The organism is Phyllobacterium sp. NPDC097923 (genome assembly GCF_044760925.1).
GTDB lineage: Bacteria > Pseudomonadota > Alphaproteobacteria > Rhizobiales > Rhizobiaceae > Phyllobacterium > Phyllobacterium calauticae.
Window position 1 is genome coordinate 24,093 of record NZ_JBIWBL010000003.1, and the last position, 16,823, is coordinate 40,915.

The 16,823-nt window shown below is 59.3% G+C and carries 15 protein-coding genes; 12 read left to right on the top strand and 3 right to left on the bottom strand.

The genetic code is table 11. From position 1 onward, the window contains the following. Positions 1-12 precede the first annotated feature (12 nt). Together ACIQWS_RS15960 and ACIQWS_RS15965 are read left to right on the top strand one after the other, a co-directional pair. On the top strand, positions 13-687 hold the full coding sequence (locus tag ACIQWS_RS15960; RefSeq protein WP_223615845.1) for a response regulator transcription factor: 675 nt from the start codon (positions 13-15) through the stop codon (positions 685-687). Then, the gene (locus ACIQWS_RS15965) at positions 684-2,045 is read left to right on the top strand and encodes a sensor histidine kinase (RefSeq protein ID WP_403181282.1); all 1,362 of its coding nucleotides are present in this window, start codon (positions 684-686) and stop codon (positions 2,043-2,045) included. The genes ACIQWS_RS15960 and ACIQWS_RS15965 overlap by 4 nt, the downstream gene beginning before the upstream one ends. A 20-nt stretch (positions 2,046-2,065) precedes the next feature. On the opposite strand, the gene ACIQWS_RS15970 is transcribed toward ACIQWS_RS15965, so the two are convergent. Together ACIQWS_RS15970 and ACIQWS_RS15975 are read right to left on the bottom strand one after the other, a co-directional pair. Next, positions 2,066-3,328 (bottom strand): amino acid deaminase, encoded by a 1,263-nt coding sequence (locus ACIQWS_RS15970; protein WP_403181285.1) that lies wholly within the window; start codon positions 3,326-3,328, stop codon positions 2,066-2,068. A 28-nt stretch (positions 3,329-3,356) separates the two neighbouring features. After that, the gene (locus ACIQWS_RS15975; RefSeq protein WP_403181288.1) at positions 3,357-4,502 is read right to left on the bottom strand and encodes an NAD(P)/FAD-dependent oxidoreductase; all 1,146 of its coding nucleotides are present in this window, start codon (positions 4,500-4,502) and stop codon (positions 3,357-3,359) included. 128 nt (positions 4,503-4,630) lie between these two features. Between ACIQWS_RS15975 and ACIQWS_RS15980 the strand changes: the two genes are divergently transcribed. The 6 genes from ACIQWS_RS15980 (at position 4,631) to ACIQWS_RS16005 (ending at position 11,042) form a co-directional block, all read left to right on the top strand. Further along, on the top strand, positions 4,631-5,305 hold the full coding sequence (locus ACIQWS_RS15980; protein WP_403181293.1) for a helix-turn-helix domain-containing protein: 675 nt from the start codon (positions 4,631-4,633) through the stop codon (positions 5,303-5,305). 96 nt (positions 5,306-5,401) lie between these two features. Then, positions 5,402-6,943: an ABC transporter substrate-binding protein gene (locus ACIQWS_RS15985; protein ID WP_403181296.1), complete on the top strand. Its 1,542-nt coding sequence runs from the start codon at positions 5,402-5,404 to the stop codon at positions 6,941-6,943. A 178-nt stretch (positions 6,944-7,121) separates the two neighbouring features. Then, complete coding sequence (locus ACIQWS_RS15990; protein WP_403181299.1) at positions 7,122-8,138, top strand: ABC transporter permease; 1,017 nt, start codon at positions 7,122-7,124, stop codon at positions 8,136-8,138. Further along, positions 8,138-9,031, top strand: coding sequence for a D,D-dipeptide ABC transporter permease (ddpC, locus tag ACIQWS_RS15995; protein WP_288194369.1), 894 nt, complete (start codon positions 8,138-8,140; stop codon positions 9,029-9,031). Before ACIQWS_RS15990 ends, ddpC begins: the two co-directional genes overlap by 1 nt. Further along, positions 9,031-10,050 (top strand): ABC transporter ATP-binding protein, encoded by a 1,020-nt coding sequence (locus tag ACIQWS_RS16000; protein ID WP_346307163.1) that lies wholly within the window; start codon positions 9,031-9,033, stop codon positions 10,048-10,050. Before ddpC ends, ACIQWS_RS16000 begins: the two co-directional genes overlap by 1 nt. After that, entirely contained in the window at positions 10,047-11,042 is a 996-nt protein-coding gene (locus ACIQWS_RS16005) for an ABC transporter ATP-binding protein (protein WP_403181304.1), read from the top strand. Before ACIQWS_RS16000 ends, ACIQWS_RS16005 begins: the two co-directional genes overlap by 4 nt. Positions 11,043-11,089: 47 nt before the next feature. Here ACIQWS_RS16005 and ACIQWS_RS16010 read toward each other — a convergent pair whose 3' ends face one another. Then, positions 11,090-12,556, bottom strand: coding sequence for a M81 family metallopeptidase (locus tag ACIQWS_RS16010; protein WP_403181307.1), 1,467 nt, complete (start codon positions 12,554-12,556; stop codon positions 11,090-11,092). A gap of 109 nt (positions 12,557-12,665) precedes the next feature. Here ACIQWS_RS16010 and ACIQWS_RS16015 point away from each other — a divergent pair, with 109 nt between their 5' ends. The 4 genes from ACIQWS_RS16015 to ACIQWS_RS16030 all read left to right on the top strand — a co-directional run bounded on the left by ACIQWS_RS16015 (position 12,666) and on the right by ACIQWS_RS16030 (position 16,810). Continuing rightward, positions 12,666-13,490 (top strand): M55 family metallopeptidase, encoded by an 825-nt coding sequence (locus tag ACIQWS_RS16015; protein WP_288194366.1) that lies wholly within the window; start codon positions 12,666-12,668, stop codon positions 13,488-13,490. A 54-nt stretch (positions 13,491-13,544) separates the two neighbouring features. Then, positions 13,545-14,336, top strand: coding sequence for a creatininase family protein (locus ACIQWS_RS16020; protein ID WP_403181311.1), 792 nt, complete (start codon positions 13,545-13,547; stop codon positions 14,334-14,336). Between the two features lie 77 nt (positions 14,337-14,413). Continuing rightward, positions 14,414-16,033: an ABC transporter substrate-binding protein gene (locus ACIQWS_RS16025; RefSeq protein ID WP_403181314.1), complete on the top strand. Its 1,620-nt coding sequence runs from the start codon at positions 14,414-14,416 to the stop codon at positions 16,031-16,033. Positions 16,034-16,132: 99 nt separating this feature from the next. Then, entirely contained in the window at positions 16,133-16,810 is a 678-nt protein-coding gene (locus ACIQWS_RS16030; protein WP_403181318.1) for a Pr6Pr family membrane protein, read from the top strand. The last annotated feature ends 13 nt before the right edge of the window (positions 16,811-16,823 follow it).

Below are 16,823 nucleotides of genomic sequence, written 5' to 3' on the forward strand. Positions count from 1 at the left end.
TGGGGGACTGGAATGCGGGTGTTGCTGGTTGAGGACGAGAAGGAGATGGTTGCCGCCCTGTGCAACGTCCTGACCCGTCAGAATATGATTGTCGATAGTGTCTCCACCATCGCTGCCGCGGAATTCATGCTGAGAGACAATGTGCACGACGTGCTCGTTCTCGACCGCCAGTTGCCGGATGGTGACGGACTGTCGCTGGTCCCGCGCTTGCGTGCAAACGGGCAGAACATCCCGGTTCTGGTCCTGACGGCGCGCGGCGATCTGAACGACCGTGTTGCCGGGTTGCAGAGTGGCGCCGATGACTACCTTGGCAAGCCGTTTGCCTATGAAGAGCTTCTGGCACGGGTCCGCGCCTTGCTGCGCCGGCCGTCGAGCCTCGTGCCGGAGGTGGCGAAGATCGGCCAGCTGGCGTTTGATTTCGGGCACCGCGAGGCCTGGGTCAAGGGCGAGCGCATCGACATGCCAAGGCGGGAGGTGCTTGTGCTTGAAGCATTGATGCGGCGCATGGGGCGCATGGTGCAGCGCGCCACGCTGATGGAAGCTGTCTTCGGCATGAATGACGAAATCGATTCGAATGCGCTCGATACGCATATTTCGCGGGTCCGCCGCAAACTCACCGATGCCGGTGCAGGCGTTACCATCAACGGTGTCCGCGGTCTTGGCTATCTCCTGCGGGAGACCGCATGAAATTGTGGAGTTCGCGGTCGCTGAAATGGCGGCTCGTCAGCCGCCTGCTGCTTTTCGAAGCCGCGATCATCCTGTCGCTGCTGGTCGCCATTGTCGGTGGTCTGTGGAGTTCCGGCTATCTGATCGAGGATTATGAAGGCGGTAATCTCGATGTCCTGAAAGATGCCCTGTCCCGCAATGAAGCGGGTCAACTGGTTCTGCTGGATACGCCCGATATGGAGCAGTTGCGCGGGGATGTCGCCGATCTCTGGTTCATCATCCGCGACAAATCGGGAAATGAACTGTCGCAGGGAAAGATTCCTCCTGCCTTCGCACCGACAGGCGCCATGCTCGATCATCTGGCGGATGCGCGTCTGGCCGATGAACCCGGTCGTCCAAAACGGCCCGACGCCGTCGTCAAATGGCAGGATACCGCCGCCGGGACCGTGCAGATATTCACGGGAACGCAGGGACGCATGTCGTTCAAGCGCATGATCGCCGGCGTCTCCGGCGGGATGATGACGGTCATTATCCCTCTCTTCCTGGCAATGGCCGTGGCCAGCCTCGCCATAACCCCGCTGGTCGTGCGGTTTGCGTTGAAGGGGGTCAAAAGGGCTGCCGACGAAGCCGCTCAAATCGCCTACGACAAACGCGGCATGCGTTTGTCGACGGCTGAAGTTCCCGACGAGCTTGGTCCGCTCGTCAATGCGGTTAATGACGCCTTGAGCCGGCTGGACAAGGGGTATGCCTTGCATGAACGCTTTCTGGCTCAAGCGGCGCATGAACTTCGAACGCCCATTGCGATCCTCAACACGCGCGTTGCGGCATTGCCCGCAAGTGCCGAGAAGACCCAGCTCCTGCAGGACATATCAAGACTGGCCATCCTGAGCGGGCAACTCCTCGACCTGCAGCGGCTCAATCATGCGCCCGTGGCTTTCGCTCCGGTCGATCTCGTGGGCGTTGCCGGACGCGTGGTGCTTGATCTTGCGCCACTGGCTTTTGCAGCGGGGTACGAAATGTCGTTCGAACCCGACGCTGACGAAGTCATCGTGGATGGCGATCCGATGTCGATCGAGCGGGCTCTCACCAATCTGGTTCAGAACGCGATCGATCATGGCGGCGGGTCAGGCACCATTCTGGTCAAAGTGCTGCAAACGAAAGCCATTGTCGTGGCGGATGAAGGCGCAGGAATTTCGCGGGAGAAGCGCGAAGAGGTTTTCGAACCGTTCAACCGCCTGCAGCCGCAGAGTTCCGGAACGGGCCTCGGCCTGAACCTGGTCAAGGAAATCATGCAGCTTCACAACGGAGCCATCGAGATCGGCAATGGCCCCCTCAAGGGCGCCTGCTTCACGATGCGCTTTGCCAGCACGACGGCTTGATCCCGGAAGGTCTATGGCCGCTAGAAAAATGTCTTGAACACGTCCTGGACGTTATAATCCTCATCGACGAGATACATGATGTCCCATTTGTCGAACGTCGTGCATGGATGCGAAATCCCCAGGCCGATACGGTCGCCATAGGCGAGTTTCAAGCCGGTATCAAAGCGCATGAAACAATGCTGGTCGTTGATATCGACGATTTGACATCCCTCGGGAAGGTCCCGAACGCCGGTCTCCGCAGTTGCCATGAGCAGCGGTATCGGTAATCCGGCGTCGGTGCCGCAATCGCGGCGGCCCGCCGTGAGCAGGGCAAGCCCGGGTTCGGGGATGGATTGAACATAGGCCCAGATTTCCAGCGCCCGCTTCAATCCATCCTCTTCTCCGATGATGGATTTCAGCTGGTTGTGGTGATTGTGATACAGGCCGGAATCGTGGGTCACGTAGCAGCCACTGCGCGTGACCACGCGCATTCCAGCCTTCGCCAACTGTTCGATGACAATGTGATAATAGGATGAGCCGCCGGCGGTGACGATGGGATCCTCTGTTCCGAACAGGTCCAATTCCCGGAACGATTGCGCAAGGGCGGCGATGTCGGCGACAAAGGCGGTCACGGCCTGTTCCTGCGCGCCGGATTTTGCCTTGATCAAGCCCTCGAAAGCTTCAATGCCAGCCAGGCAGACGTCCGGCGTGGCGCGGATGTGATGCGCAAGTGCGGTGGCGATGTCGTTGGTTCGGCAGCCGGTGCGCCCGCCGCTGTATCCGCGCTCGACAAGCAATTTGACCGGCCGGGCAAGACGGTTGCGCCGTGCGGCTTCGGCGACGGCGGTGACGCCTTCGACGCTGTCGATGATCATCATGAAGTCAAGGTCCGGCGCCTTCAGCATTTCGGCGATGGCATTGAGCTCGGCTGTACCCACGGCCTGGTTGGCGAGGATGATCCTCTGCGCGCCGAACTGGCGGCAAACACGCATCTGGTGAACCGTGGCAACCGTCAATCCCCAGGCTCCATCCGCAATCTGGCGGGCCATGATCTGCGGGCACATGGTCGTCTTGACATGGGGTGCGATCAGCGCGCCGCGATCGGAGACAAACCGCTGCATCCAGCGTGAATTGTGCGCCAGCGCATCGGCACGGATCACCGCTGCAGGAAGCGGGACATCGCCGGCAAGCACGTTCCAATGCTGTTTGCCGACATCGCTGAGCGGCATGCGCTTTCCGAATGGAAAACTCTTGAAGCTGTCGTCCAGCATCAGAAATGCCAGCGAATCCACGTTGAAAGTCATCAGCCGGTCCCTTTGATGCCGCGAGATATCAGGCTTGCAGCCGTTGAAGTGATTGGAGTTCCTTTCGCGCGGGGGAAACAGACCCCGCGTCGAAACCGGCTTCAAGGATCGCGTCCGGCACGGCCTCGTGACAGGCGAGCGCCGCCGCCACCTTTGCCAGCGCCGGAGCGGTCTGTATGCCATAACCGCCTTGGCCGGCAAGCCAGAAAAAGTTGGCGAGTGCGGGATCGTAGCCAACGACCGGGCTTCTGTCGGCGGCAAAAGTCCGCAGGCCAGCCCATCGCCGCGATATGGAACGGACCGGCAGATCGGCCGCCTGCTGGATGCGGTCGACAGCGATGGCCACATCCATTTCGTCGGCTTGCGCGTCACAGGGTTCGCTCGGTGTTTCGTCGGCCGGGGACGCCAGCAGCTTGCCCGCTTCCGGTTTGAAGTAGAATTCCTCGTCAACGTCGAGAACGAGCGGCCAGGAGGAGACATCGATACCGTCCGGCGCGTCCAAAATCATCGCCGTCCGGCGCAGCGGCGTCAGGCCGATCCGGGCCGCACCGGCCGCCGCCGCCACCTCATCAGCCCAGGCCCCCGCAGCATTGATGACCGTTGTGCCATGGAATGCACCATTTGATGTTGCAACGTCCCAGCCTGTCGAGGTTCGCTTCAGCGCAAGGACATCCGCCGACGTTGCGATGCTGGCGCCACGGGCGCGCGCACCTTTCAAATATCCCTGATGCAGGGCGTGGACGTCGATATCCCGGGAGGTCTCGTCCAACAGCCCGCAGGCGACATAGTCGGGACGGATGATCGATACGCGCCTGCATATATCGGCAGGTGTCATGACCGGAGAGGTTTTCCCGCTGGAGCCGAGGATATCGGCCATGGCCGCGATACCGTCACGCTGATCGTCCCGGGCGATATAAAGGACGGAGCGGGGGCTGAGCAGTTCATTCTGGGCAAAACCCTCCGGCGGCACTTCATACATACTGCGGCTTGCCCGGGTGAGCGCGCGGATGGCGGCATTGCCGTAGGTTTCGGAAAAGAGCGCTGCGGATCGTCCCGTGGTGTGATATCCACAATGGGACTCGCGCTCGACAAGAAGCACGGATGACTTGGCAGCCAGTTCGTAGGCTGCCGAAGCGCCGGCAATGCCACCGCCAATGATAATGAAATCGAACATGTATCGCTCCCGAATTTAGCGCATAAGAAACTTAATTTTCCTAATGATCAAGTAAATTTTCCTTATCGCGTCAATGGGCGGGCTGTAGTAGCGTAAATCGCGATAAATTGTAGGATGATAGAATTATAATGACCGATCAGAAAACTGGCTTGGGTGACTTTCTTCGGGACATTCGCGTTCGCAAGCATTGGACTTTGTTGGAAGTGAGCGAAATGACCGGGCTCGCGGTGTCGACGCTTTCCAAGGTCGAGAACAATCAGATGTCCTTGACCTATGATCGTCTGGTTCAACTCGCAGCGGGGCTGGGCGTCGATATTGTTGAGCTTTTCGGCACAAGGCCTGTGGATTCCACCCCCAATCTTTTGGGGCGCCGCGCCATAAGCCGGCAAGGGGAAGGGCGGCTGATCCAGACCGGAAACTATGACTATCTCTACCTTTGCACGGAAATATCCAAGAAATCCATGGTGCCGATCCTTGCCGTTCTGCATGCCAGGACAATGGAGGAATTTGGTGAATTCGTCCGCCATGACGGTCAGGAATATACCTATGTCGTTGAAGGCGCGCTGGAACTGCACACGGAACACTATGAGCCCGCGACGTTGAAAGCCGGTGATTCAGTCTATTTCGACGCTTCCATGGGGCACGCCTATCTTTCCGTCAGCGAAACTCCGGCGCGGATTCTCTGTGTTTGCTCGACCTCTGAAAAGGAGCTGATCAACTCACTGATCGGTGCCGATGGCGAGGTTTCGAATTTGAAAAAGAAATCCAAAAACCAGCGCAAAACTAGTATGATAAGAAAATAAGTTGCGCTTAGGAAAATCATTACCTATTCTGATTGTGCGGATAAATTGCCGGAAACAAGGCGCCGTTCGAGTCCGCCGAACCTCAGAGGGTCTAAAATGGTTTTCTCACATTGGAAAAAAATTGGGCTTGCCCTGTTGCTTGCCACATCGGTCAGCAGCAGCGCCATGGCCGCCGCCGACGTCCTGGTTCTTGCGCGCGCCGAGGATCCGCCGACTGCGGACCCGGGCGTGGAAATCAGCAACAGCGGCTATACGCTGATCTACGCAGCCTACGAACATCTGGTTGCGTATAAAGGAGCGACCACCGAGGTTGTTCCGGAACTTGCCGAGAGCTGGTCCGTCGATGACGCCAATCTGGTGTGGACGATCAAGCTCGCTGCCGGTCATAAATTCGACGATGGCACAGCCGTTGATGCGGCGGCGGTCAAGTTCAGTTTCGATCGCCTGATGAAGCTCAAGGCCGGACCGTCCGATTCATTTCCCGTGCTGAAGGAAGTGCAGGTCGTCGATCCGATGACGTTGAAATTCGTGTTGTCGTCGCCTTTCGCTCCGTTCCTGTCGACCCTTGCGGTTTCGGGTGCGGCGATTGTCAATCCGAAGGTGATGGAGCACGAAGTCAACGGCGACATGGCCAAGGCCTGGCTTGTCGAGCACTCTGCGGGGAGCGGCGCTTACAAGATTTCGAGCTGGGAGCGCAATCAGAGCATCGTGCTTGACCGCAATCCGCATTTTTCCGGGCCGGCACCTGCCCTGAAGCAGGTCGTCATCCGGGTCATGGGAGAAGTTTCCGCCCGCCGCCTGCAACTCGTCAATGGTGACGCGGATATCATCGAACAGGTGCCCGTCGATCAAGCGGAAGCCCTGAAGAAGGATCCCTCGATTGTTGTCGAGAGCAATCCGAGCCTCTATGTCAGCTACGTCTACCTCAACAACAAGCGTCCGCCGCTGGATGACGTTCGCGTCCGCCAGGCGATTTCCTATGCCGTTGACTATAAGGGCATCGTGGACGGCATCATGCAGGGGCAGGCCGTCCAAATGCGCGGGGCCGTGCCCGATGGAATGTGGGGCCATGATCCCGCAGGTTTCCAATACAGCTACAACATTGAAAAAGCCCAGGCACTGATGAAGGAAGCGGGTCAGTCCAATGTTCATCTGACCTATACGTTCTCCCAGGCCGATACGTCGTGGGAACCGGTCGGCCTTGCCCTGCAGGCCAGTCTTGCCGAAATCGGCATCAAGCTGGATCTGCAGGCGGTGGCTGATACGACAAAGCGCGAAATGGCGGCCAAGGGCAATTACGACCTTGCCCCGGGTGCTTGGACACCGGATTTTGCCGATCCCTACATGTTCATGAACTATTGGTTCGACCCGGCGAAAATGGGCGGGCCGGGCAATCGCGCATTCTATAATAATGCCAAGGTAACAAGCCTCGTGCAGGAGGCGGCCAGCACAGTTGATCAGGCCAAGCGCGAAAAGCTCTATCTGGAAGCCCAGACGCTTTCCACGCAGGATGCGCCTTATCTCTATCTCATTCAGAAGAATGATATTTTTGCGCGGAGGGCCGCAGTCCAAGGTTATGTCTATAACCCGATGCTGATCCAGGTCTACAACTTCGCGACAATGTCCAAGAAGGAATAGCCGGGCGCTGGCGTGACCACCCGGCCTGACATTTCGTCAGTTGAAACTCCTGTCCTAAGCGTTCACGCAACGCGAGGGACAGGAGGACTATCGGGTTCCGTCCGGACAGGACGGAAGGGATGCGCGCATTTCCATGATGTGACTCAGCATAACCTGCACGAAATGAGGATTGATGTTCATGACAATCACTCGAATTATCGTTCCGCGCCTCATCCTGTTGTTCTTCGTCGTCTTCGGCGTTGCCATCATTACTTTCGCCATTTCGCACCTGATACCCGGAGATCCCGCACGCCTGATCGCCGGAGACCGGGCGAGCGCGGAAACGCTGGAGAATGTGCGGCGCGACCTGGGGCTCGACCGGTCGGTCACCGATCAGTTCGTCATCTATGTGCGCAGCCTGCTGCACGGCGATCTTGGAACATCGCTGCGAACGCGGCGGCCGGTGGCCGCCGACATCGCGACCTTTCTGCCGGCCACGCTGGAGCTTGGCATTCTCTCGCTCGTGCTGGCGGTCCTGATTGGCGTGCCGCTCGGGGTTTTCTCGGCGATCTACAAGGATGGCCCGATCGACCAGATTGCCCGCACAATCTCGGTGTGCGGTATTTCAATGCCGGTCTTCTGGTTCGGCATGGTGGTTATCCTCCTGTTCTATGCCAAATTGCAGATTCTGCCAGGGAGCGGCAGGCTCGCCATGGCCTTTGCCGTACCGCAGCGTGTCACCGGCTTCTTCCTGATCGATACCCTGCTTGAGGGCCGGTTTGACGCGTTTCTCAGTGCCGTGCGGCATCTCATTCTGCCGACCTTCGTGCTGGCCTTCGCCAATCTCGGTGTCATTACGCGGCAGATCCGCGCGTCGATGCTGGATGTGCTGCAGGAAGACTATATCCGCACCGCCCGGGCAAGCGGCCTGCGGCGCAGGGTCGTCATTTTCAACCATGCCTTGCGCAATGCGTTGATACCCTCGATCACGCTGCTCGGTCTTGCCTTGGGCGATCTGCTCTACGGGGCCGTGCTCACCGAAACCATCTTCGCCTGGCCGGGCATGGGCACCTACGTGGTGACGTCGATCCAGACCCTGGATTTCCCGGCCATCATGGGATTCACCGTGGTTGCCTCCATCGGCTACGTCCTCATCAATCTGGTGATCGACCTGGCTTACATGCTTGCTGATCCGCAAATCCGGGAGGTGGGATAATGGTTGCTGTCAATCCCGAAGATCAAACCGCTGCAGGCCGCGTGTCGAAGCGCTCGCGACTGCATTTTCTCTGGTATCTGACGCGGCGAAGCCCGCTGACACTGGTCGGGCTGCTGATCATCACGCTGCTCGTCATCATGATCGTCGGCGCACCCTTCATCGCGCCGTATGACCCCAACAAAGTCATGCTGTCGGCGCGGCTGATGCCGCCGAGCGCAGCCCATTGGTTCGGCACGGATGAAGTCGGCAGGGACCTGTTTTCGCGGGTTGTCTACGGCTCGCGCGCGTCCTGCGGCGCGGCCTTCATGATCGTGCTCATTTCCATGAGCATCGGCGTGTTTCTGGGTTGCCTGTCGGGAATTGCCGGCGGAATTTTCGACAGCGCCATGATGCGTATCATGGACGTCGTCCTGGCCTTGCCCGCACTGGTGCTTGCCATGGCCTTGGCGGCCGCCCTTGGCCCAAGCCTTTTCAATTCGATGCTGGCGGTGGCGATCGTGCGTATACCAGCCTATGTCAGGCTGGCGCGCGGCCAGACGCTCTCGCTGCGCGAGCGGGTTTTTGTCAAGGCATCCCGAACGTTCGGAGCCTCCAACCTCTACATTCTGCGCTGGCACATGCTGCCGAATGCACTTTCGCCGCTGATCGTGCAGGCAACGCTCGATCTCGGCGGCATTGTCCTTATCGCTGCGGCGCTGAGTTTCATTGGTCTCGGCGCGCAGCCGCCAACGGCGGAATGGGGCGCGCTTGTCAGCAGCGGCAGGAGTTTCATCCTCGATCAGTGGTGGTATGGCACGTTTCCGGGGCTGGCAATTCTTGTGACGGCCATGGGCTGCAATCTTCTGGGTGACGGCATCCGCGACATGCTGGATCCGCGATTGGGGACGAGATAATGACGGCACACAGCGTACAGCGTCCGCACGCGTTGAGCATCGAAAACCTTTCGCTCGAATTTCCGACCTATGCCGGTGCCATCAAGGCGCTGGATGGCGTGACGATCAAAGTAGGAAATGCCGAAATCGTTGGTCTGGTGGGCGAGTCAGGCTGCGGCAAGTCCGTCAGCACAATGGCCGCAACACGCCTGTTGCCGGAAGGCCGGTACAAGATCACGCAAGGGAGCATTCGTCTCTTCGGGCGCGATCCGATGGCGATGGACGAAGAGGAACTTCAGCAGGTTCGCGGCAAACTGGTTTCGACCATTTTCCAGGAACCCATGAATGCGCTCAACCCGACGATCCGAATCGGCCAGCAGCTGGTGAGCGTCATTCGGCGTCACGAAGCGCTTGGCAGAAAAGCGGCGGAAGCGGTGGCGGTCAATATTCTGGCCGATATGCTCATCCCGGAGCCCGCCCGCATCATGCAGGCCTATCCCTTTGAACTGTCGGGCGGTATGCGCCAGCGCGTGCTCATCGCCATGGCGTTCTCGTGCAATCCGGGCCTGATCATCGCCGACGAGCCGACAACGGCTCTGGACGTCACGGTCCAGGCGGCGATCCTGCGGCTTATTCAGGGGCGGGCAAGGCGAACCGGAACATCGGTGGTGTTCATATCCCACAATATCGCCGTGGTATCGCAAATCTGCGACCGGCTTTACATCATGTATGCCGGGCGCATCGTGGAGTCAGGGCCGACCCGCGCGGTCCTCGACCGGCCACAGCATCCCTATACCCGGGCGCTTCTGCGCTGCCTGCCCGAACGTGTCCGGCCAAAGGAGCCGCTTGAGTCCATTCCCGGCACGGTGCCCAATCTCCTCGATCCGCCGCCCGGATGTTTTTATCGGCCGCGATGCCCGGAGGCTGATACGAGATGTATGGAGAAGCCGCATGAAACCGCCTTGCCGGGCGGGCAGTCGGTCTCCTGCTGGCAACGGGCCGGCCATCCATCCCTGCCGTCGAGCGAGGTTCCGTCGTGAAAGCAGCACCTCTCCTCAACGTTGAAAATCTCACCGTCCGGTTTCCCGGAGCAACAAACTGGTATGGGCGGGTGACCTCGCAGGTCCATGCCGTCAACAATGTCGATCTCTGCGTGCTGCCGGGCGAAAGCCTCGGGATCGTCGGGGAATCCGGCTGCGGCAAGAGCACGCTTGTCCAGGCGGTGATCGGCCTTGTCGGGCTGACGAGCGGCAGAGTGCTGGTGGACGGGCATGATTTTGCCGGTGCAAACGGCACGCTCAAGCGCGATCTCCGGCAGAAGATGCAGATCGTCTTTCAGGACCCGCAATCGTCGCTTGATCCGCGGTTGCCGGTCTGGCGCCTGATCACGGAACCGCTGCATATCAGGGGAGGCATGCCGACGGCTGCCTTGCGGGCGCGGGCGGAAGAACTTGCCATCTCCGTCGGGTTGAGAAGCGACCAGCTCGACCGTCTGCCGCACGAGTTTTCCGGGGGGCAGCGCCAGCGCATTGCCATTGCCCGGGCGCTCAGCACGGACCCCGAGCTTCTGATCCTCGATGAGCCGACATCGGCACTGGACGTGTCGGTGCAGGCCCAGATCATCAATCTGCTCTTGAAGCTGCAGCGCGAGCTTGGGCTTTCCTATCTGTTCATCTCGCATGACGTGTCGCTGGTCCGCCACTTTTGCGACCGGGTTGCCGTCATGTATCTTGGTCAGATCGTCGAAACGGGGACAGCGGAGGCGGTGTTTGACGATCCAGCGCACCCCTATACACGGACCTTGCTTGCCAGCGTTCCCAGTTTGAAAAATTCTCTGCTTGACGTGGATGCCAGCCTTACCGGCGAGCTTCCGAACAACCGTCGTCTGCCCGCCGGGTGCTACTATCGCGAACGGTGCGGGTCCGCCGTGCGGGGATGCGAATTGCCGCAAGCGCTTTTGACTGTGCGCAAGGCCGACGCGGAAAAGGCGTCCCCTCATCAGGCGCGCTGCCACCTGCATATGCCGGCATAGATTGGAAACACCGCAGGTCGTTTTGATCTGCGGCGTTTCCAGACGCTCTAGGCTATGGCGGTGGCAAAGGGGTTTTCCACCCTTGGCCAATAGCTGTTCTTCAGTTTTGTATAGGGCAGGTCTTCAAAGTGCGGCTGCAAAGCGCCTGGTGCCGCGATGTAAAGAATTTTGCTGGCGATCGGCTCAAATCCGGCGCGGAAGTGATTGCTTGATTTAACGATGACGATCTTCCGCGTGGAGGGATCAAGCCCGAGCGCTGTCATGCATTCCGGATGGAACGTCTGGGTGCGCAGGCTGTTGAGGATGATGTCGACCCCATCGCAACTGACCCAGGCGGCATCGCCGATCGACAGCGGCACAATGCCGAAACGCTGGGTGATGCCGGAGGCAAGACGCCGTACGGTCACCGTCAGATCAAGCGGCTGGCCCGATGCCTCGCCGATCTTGCCGCCGATCCGCAGGGGAAGCACCGCGCCTTCCCCGGCTTCGTGGCAAAGCCGGACGGCGATGGGATCCCAATAGAGGCAGCTTGCAACGTCCTTGATGCCCCGTTCGATGACCCGTCTGAGCACGAATGTCGAATCTCCGGGCGCGCCGCCGCCTGCATTGTCCGATACGTCGGCAAGCACAACCGTGCCGTGCGGTACCTCCAGTGCCTGGTCGAGCGCTTCGTCAATGCTGCTGTGTTCCGGTTTGAGTTCCTTTCGCAGCGCGAATATTTCCTGGCCAAATGCCGTTGCCAGCGCCTGCGCCTTGCCGATGTCGCGATCCACCACCACCAGCATCTTTGCGCCGACATCCGCGACATCGCCCCACGGGAAACCGTGGCAGAAGGAGACAGACAAGATGCCGTCCTGTCCCTCGAGCGCTTTCATCCGGTCAACCAGCCCGCGCAGCGGCTGCTGATGTACGCGGAACATGCCGATCATGCGGCAGTCGAAATCGGCCATCACCGGACGGCAGCCGTCCTCAAGCGCCTTGACCAGCAGCTGGAAAAGATGTTCCGCGCGCTCTTCTATGTCCGTATGTGGATATTCCTTGTAGGCGACCAGCATGGTGGCGTTGTCGATCATGGTCTTTGTCAGATGGCAGTGCAGGTCCAGTTCCGCACCGACCGGTATATCCGGGCCCACGATCTTGCGGACATGGGACAGAAGATCACCTTCGACATCGTCATAACCCTCGGCAACACAGGCGCCGTGCAACGCCAGCAGCACGCCATCAACGGGCATCGCCGCCTGAAGGTCGGCAAGAATTTCCGCACGAAACGCTTCATAGGTCGTCCGGGTGGTGGTGCCGCCCGGCTCTGCCACCGCGCAGAGGCTTTCAACCACACTCCAGCCGCGAGCCGTTGCCGCATTCGACCAGACATGCATCTGCGACGAGCAGCAGTTCAATGGCCTGGACGTGGCATCGCCATGGGCAATGAGATTTTCACGGAATGCCTCATAGCCCGTTGGTATGGGAGAAAAGGTATTTGTCTCCGTATCCAGGCCTGCAATGAACAGCTTCACGGTGATCCTCCGAAACTTTTGAAAATTAATTTTCCTATAGATAAATTATGTTTCTTGTCGGAAAGTCAATCTCGTATTAAGCCATATGGTCTGGAGCTGGGAGGAAAACATGCGCCTTTACATTTCTGCCGATATTGAGGGGATCGTTGGTGTGGTCAGCCGCGATCATCTGACGCCTGAGGGATTCGAGTATGAACGTGCCCGCGATTGGATGACGGACACGGTTGTCGCCGCCTGCGAGGAGGCGCACGAAAACGGCGTCGAGGAAATCGTGCTGAGCGACTCGCACGGCAATGGCCAGAGCATCAAGATCGAGCGCTTGCCCGATTATGTTCAGATCGTCCGCAGCTGGCCGCGGCCGCTGATGATGATGCAGGGCATCGAGGTCGGGACATTTGCCGGAGCCATGCTGATCGGTTACCATGCGGGGGCCAGCCATATGGGCGGGGTGCTCTCCCACACCATCGGCGGAACGGCATTTCACGAAATCCGCATCAACGGCAAGGTTGTCCCCGAGGCCGGTATCAATGCCGCGACCGCCGGTGATTTCGGTGTTCCGGTCATCCTGGCATCCGGAGACGATGTGGCGATGCAGGAGATCAGCGAACATCTCGGGGACATCGTGACCGTTCCGGTGAAGTGGGCCTATGGCACCCGTTCGGCGCGCTCGCTCACCCCCAATGCAGCCCATGAGAAACTGCGGGCGGGCGTGAAGACGGCCCTGTCGCGGATTGGTTCGACGCAGCCGCTGGTGATTGAGAAACCCGTTCTGGAGATCACCTTCCGCAACCGGCTTCCCGCCGAATTCCTGTCCTATCTGAAGTTCGTCGAGCGAACAGACGGCTATACGATCCGCTATCAGGGAGACGATATGGTCGATGTGTCGAAGTTCATCATGTTCGTTCTCGGCTTCAATTCGCAGTTGACCTTCTAGCCACGCACAGCCTGTCACCCGCGATGACAGAGCATTTTCGGGAGTATTGGAACAATGACAAGGGAAGTTGAATGGGCCCGCTTGACGGCCCCGGAACTGAAGGAGCGGGCAGGGCGTCCAAATGCGCTGGTGATCCTGCCGGTTGGCTCGCTTGAGCAGCATGGTCCCCATCTTCCGGTTATCACCGATACCGCCAGCGCCGTTGCGGTGTCGCTGCAGGCGGCGAGGCAGATCGCGGGCGAGATGCCGGTGACGGTTCTGCCCGGCCTCTGGCTTGGCATGAGCGAACATCACTTTCCCTTCGGCGGCACGATCAGCCTTGATTATGCGGCCTATCGCGCCGTGCTGACGAGCATCGTGCGCTCGCTCAAGGTTCTTGGCTTCCAGAGGCTGCTCATCGTCAACGGCCATGGCGGCAACATCGATCCGCTGGCGGTTTCGGTGCGTGAGCTGGCGGTGGAATACGCCATGGCCATCGTCGCCACGACACCGTGGATGCTCGCGCCGGAAAAGCTGGCCGCGGTCTTCGATGTGGATGCCGGCCCGACCCATGCCTGTGAAGGCGAATCCTCGCTGATGCTGGCCATCGCCGGGGATATGGTAAAGACGGAGAAGTTCTCCCAAGCTGCGGAAAAGCATGACGGCGCCATATCGGTTCCATCCGGGATTTCCCGCTTCTACGCCTTCCCGGAACGAGCCCCGGTCACCGGCACCATGGGAGACCCGCGGTCGGCATCGGCAGAAAAGGGCGAGCGCTTCCTCCAGATTCAGGCGGACGAGCTTGTGTCGCTGATCCGGTCGGAGCAACTCTGGTCGAAGCCGCAGGCGGTCTGGGCCGCATCGTAATCCGATTTGGTTTGCAAGGAAGACTGGCGGGGCGTTGTCCTGGCCCCGCCGATAAAAACAAAAGAGGAGAACATCTGATGAATTTCGGTATCGCCCGGCAATCCGCAGCTCTTGCCTGCACCGCTTTATCCCTCGCGCTTTTCCCGGTCCTGGCATCACCGGCCAGCGCCAAGACACTGGTTTACTGTTCAGAGGCTTCGCCCGAAGGGTTTGACCCGGCGCTTTATTCCGCCAACAGCACCTGGGATGCTTCCTCGAAGCCGGTGTACAATCGGCTTGTGGAGTTTCAGAACGGAACAACGACGGTCATTCCCGGTCTTGCCGAGAGCTGGACGATTTCCGATGACAAGCTCACCTATACGTTCAAGCTTCGAAACAACGTAAAATTCCACACCACCGAGTATTTTACGCCCAGCCGCGATCTCAACGCTGACGATGTTATTTTCTCACTGCAGCGCCAGCTCGACAAGACCAGTCCCTGGCACAGCTATATCACGGGCGTTACCTGGGAAATGACAACCGCCATGGGCCTTCCCGACATGGTCAAGGAAATCAGCAAGGTGGACGACAAGACGGTCAAGATCGTTCTGGCGGCCCCGAGCGCTTCGGTGCTTGCCAACCTTGCAATGGACTTTGCATCGATCCTTTCCAAGGAATATGCCGATCATCTGCAGGCGGATGGAAAGATGACGCAGCTCAACGAACTGCCGGTGGGGACCGGACCGTATCAGTTCGTCAATTACCAGCAGGATTCCGTGGTCCGTTTCACCGCTAATCCGGATTACTGGGGCGGCAAGCAGAAGATCGATGACCTGATTTTCTCCATTACCCTCGACCAGACGACGCGGATGCAGAAGCTGCGGGCAGGGGAGTGCCAGGTTGCCTCCTATCCGTCGCCCGCCGATGTCGCCGTGCTGAAAGCCGACAGCGAATTGAAGGTGCTGGAACAACCCGGCCTGAATGTCGCCTATCTCGCCTACAACACGCTTGTTCCGCCCTTCGATAAGCCGGAGGTGCGCAAGGCGTTGAACATGGCGATCAACAAGCAGGCCATCGTGGATGCCGTATTTCAGGGCATGGGGCAGGTCGCGAAGAACCCGTTGCCGCCGGCAGTCTGGGGCTACAACGATGCCGTCAAAGACGATCCCTACGATCCGGAAAAGGCAAAATCAATGCTTCAGGCTGCGGGCGTCAGCAATCTGGCGATGAAGATCTGGGCAATGCCGGTCAGCCGTCCCTACATGCCCAATGCCCGCCGGGCCGCCGAATTGATCCAGGCCGATTTCGCTAGGGTTGGTGTCTCGGTCGAGATCGTTTCCTATGAATGGGGCGAATATCTCAAGAAGGCGCGCGACAAGAACCGGGACGGAGCCGTCATCCTCGGCGGTACCAGCGACAATGGCGATCCGGATAACCTCTTGAGTTTCTTCTTCAGCTGTACGAGCGTCGGTGCCAGCAATTACTCCAACTGGTGTTTCCAGCCGCTCGATACGCTTCTGCAAAAGGCACGCCAGGTTTCTGATCAGGCCGAGCGCACCAAGCTCTACGAGGAAGCGCAGCTCATCATCAAGAAGGAGGCTCCGATCGCGGCCCTTGATCATTCGACCGTCGTCATGCCGATGTCGAAAAAAGTGTCCGGATATGTGCTGGATCCGCTGGGTTCGCATCGTTTCGACGGTGTCGATCTGGCGGAATAGCTGAAAGCTTCGGCGCAGTGACGATTTAGGCAAAAACCGCTTCAGTTTCCGGACGGATATGGCTAGAGCATTCTCCGGCCATCGGAGGAAACTGAGGCGGTGAAATCACCACAAATCATTCAGACATCGGGTATCACGGCCGTTCGAATCTACCGCTCCATGCTCGCAATGGTCGTGCTGACGGGTATTGGCATCGCGTATTTTGCCATCATACCCGCCGCCCATGTCAGCCGGCTCCGATTGACGGCTAACTTTTTCAGTTATTTCACCATCCAGACCAACACGCTTGTTTTTCTCGGCCTGGTGTTTTCCCTGGCGGCACCACGGTCCCGGCCGGGGCAATGGGCGCAATGTCCTCCGGTCAGGTCGGCGCTGTTGTCATACGTGGTCATGACCAGCGTCATTTATGCCCTTGTCCTGCAGACCGCGTGGCGGCCAACCGGATGGCAGGCACGCGGCGACCAGATTCTCCATTACGCCGTGCCGGTGCTTTACTTCATTGACTGGCTGTTCTGGGTCAGGCGCGGCGCGCTCTTGTGGCGCCATGCCTTGTGGTGGCTGTCTTTCCCCGCGGCTTATGCGGTCTACACCCTGATCCACGGCTATTTCTCCGGGTTCTATCCCTATCCCTTCATCGATGTCCCGGAGATCGGTCTCGACGAAACGGCGGTGAACATGGCCTGGATGACTGCCGGTTTTCTGGGGCTGGGAACACTGGTCATCACTATCGATCGCCTGGCCTGCAGATATGGTGCCCGCAACGCGCGGGCACTCTAGCGCAAATTTGGCG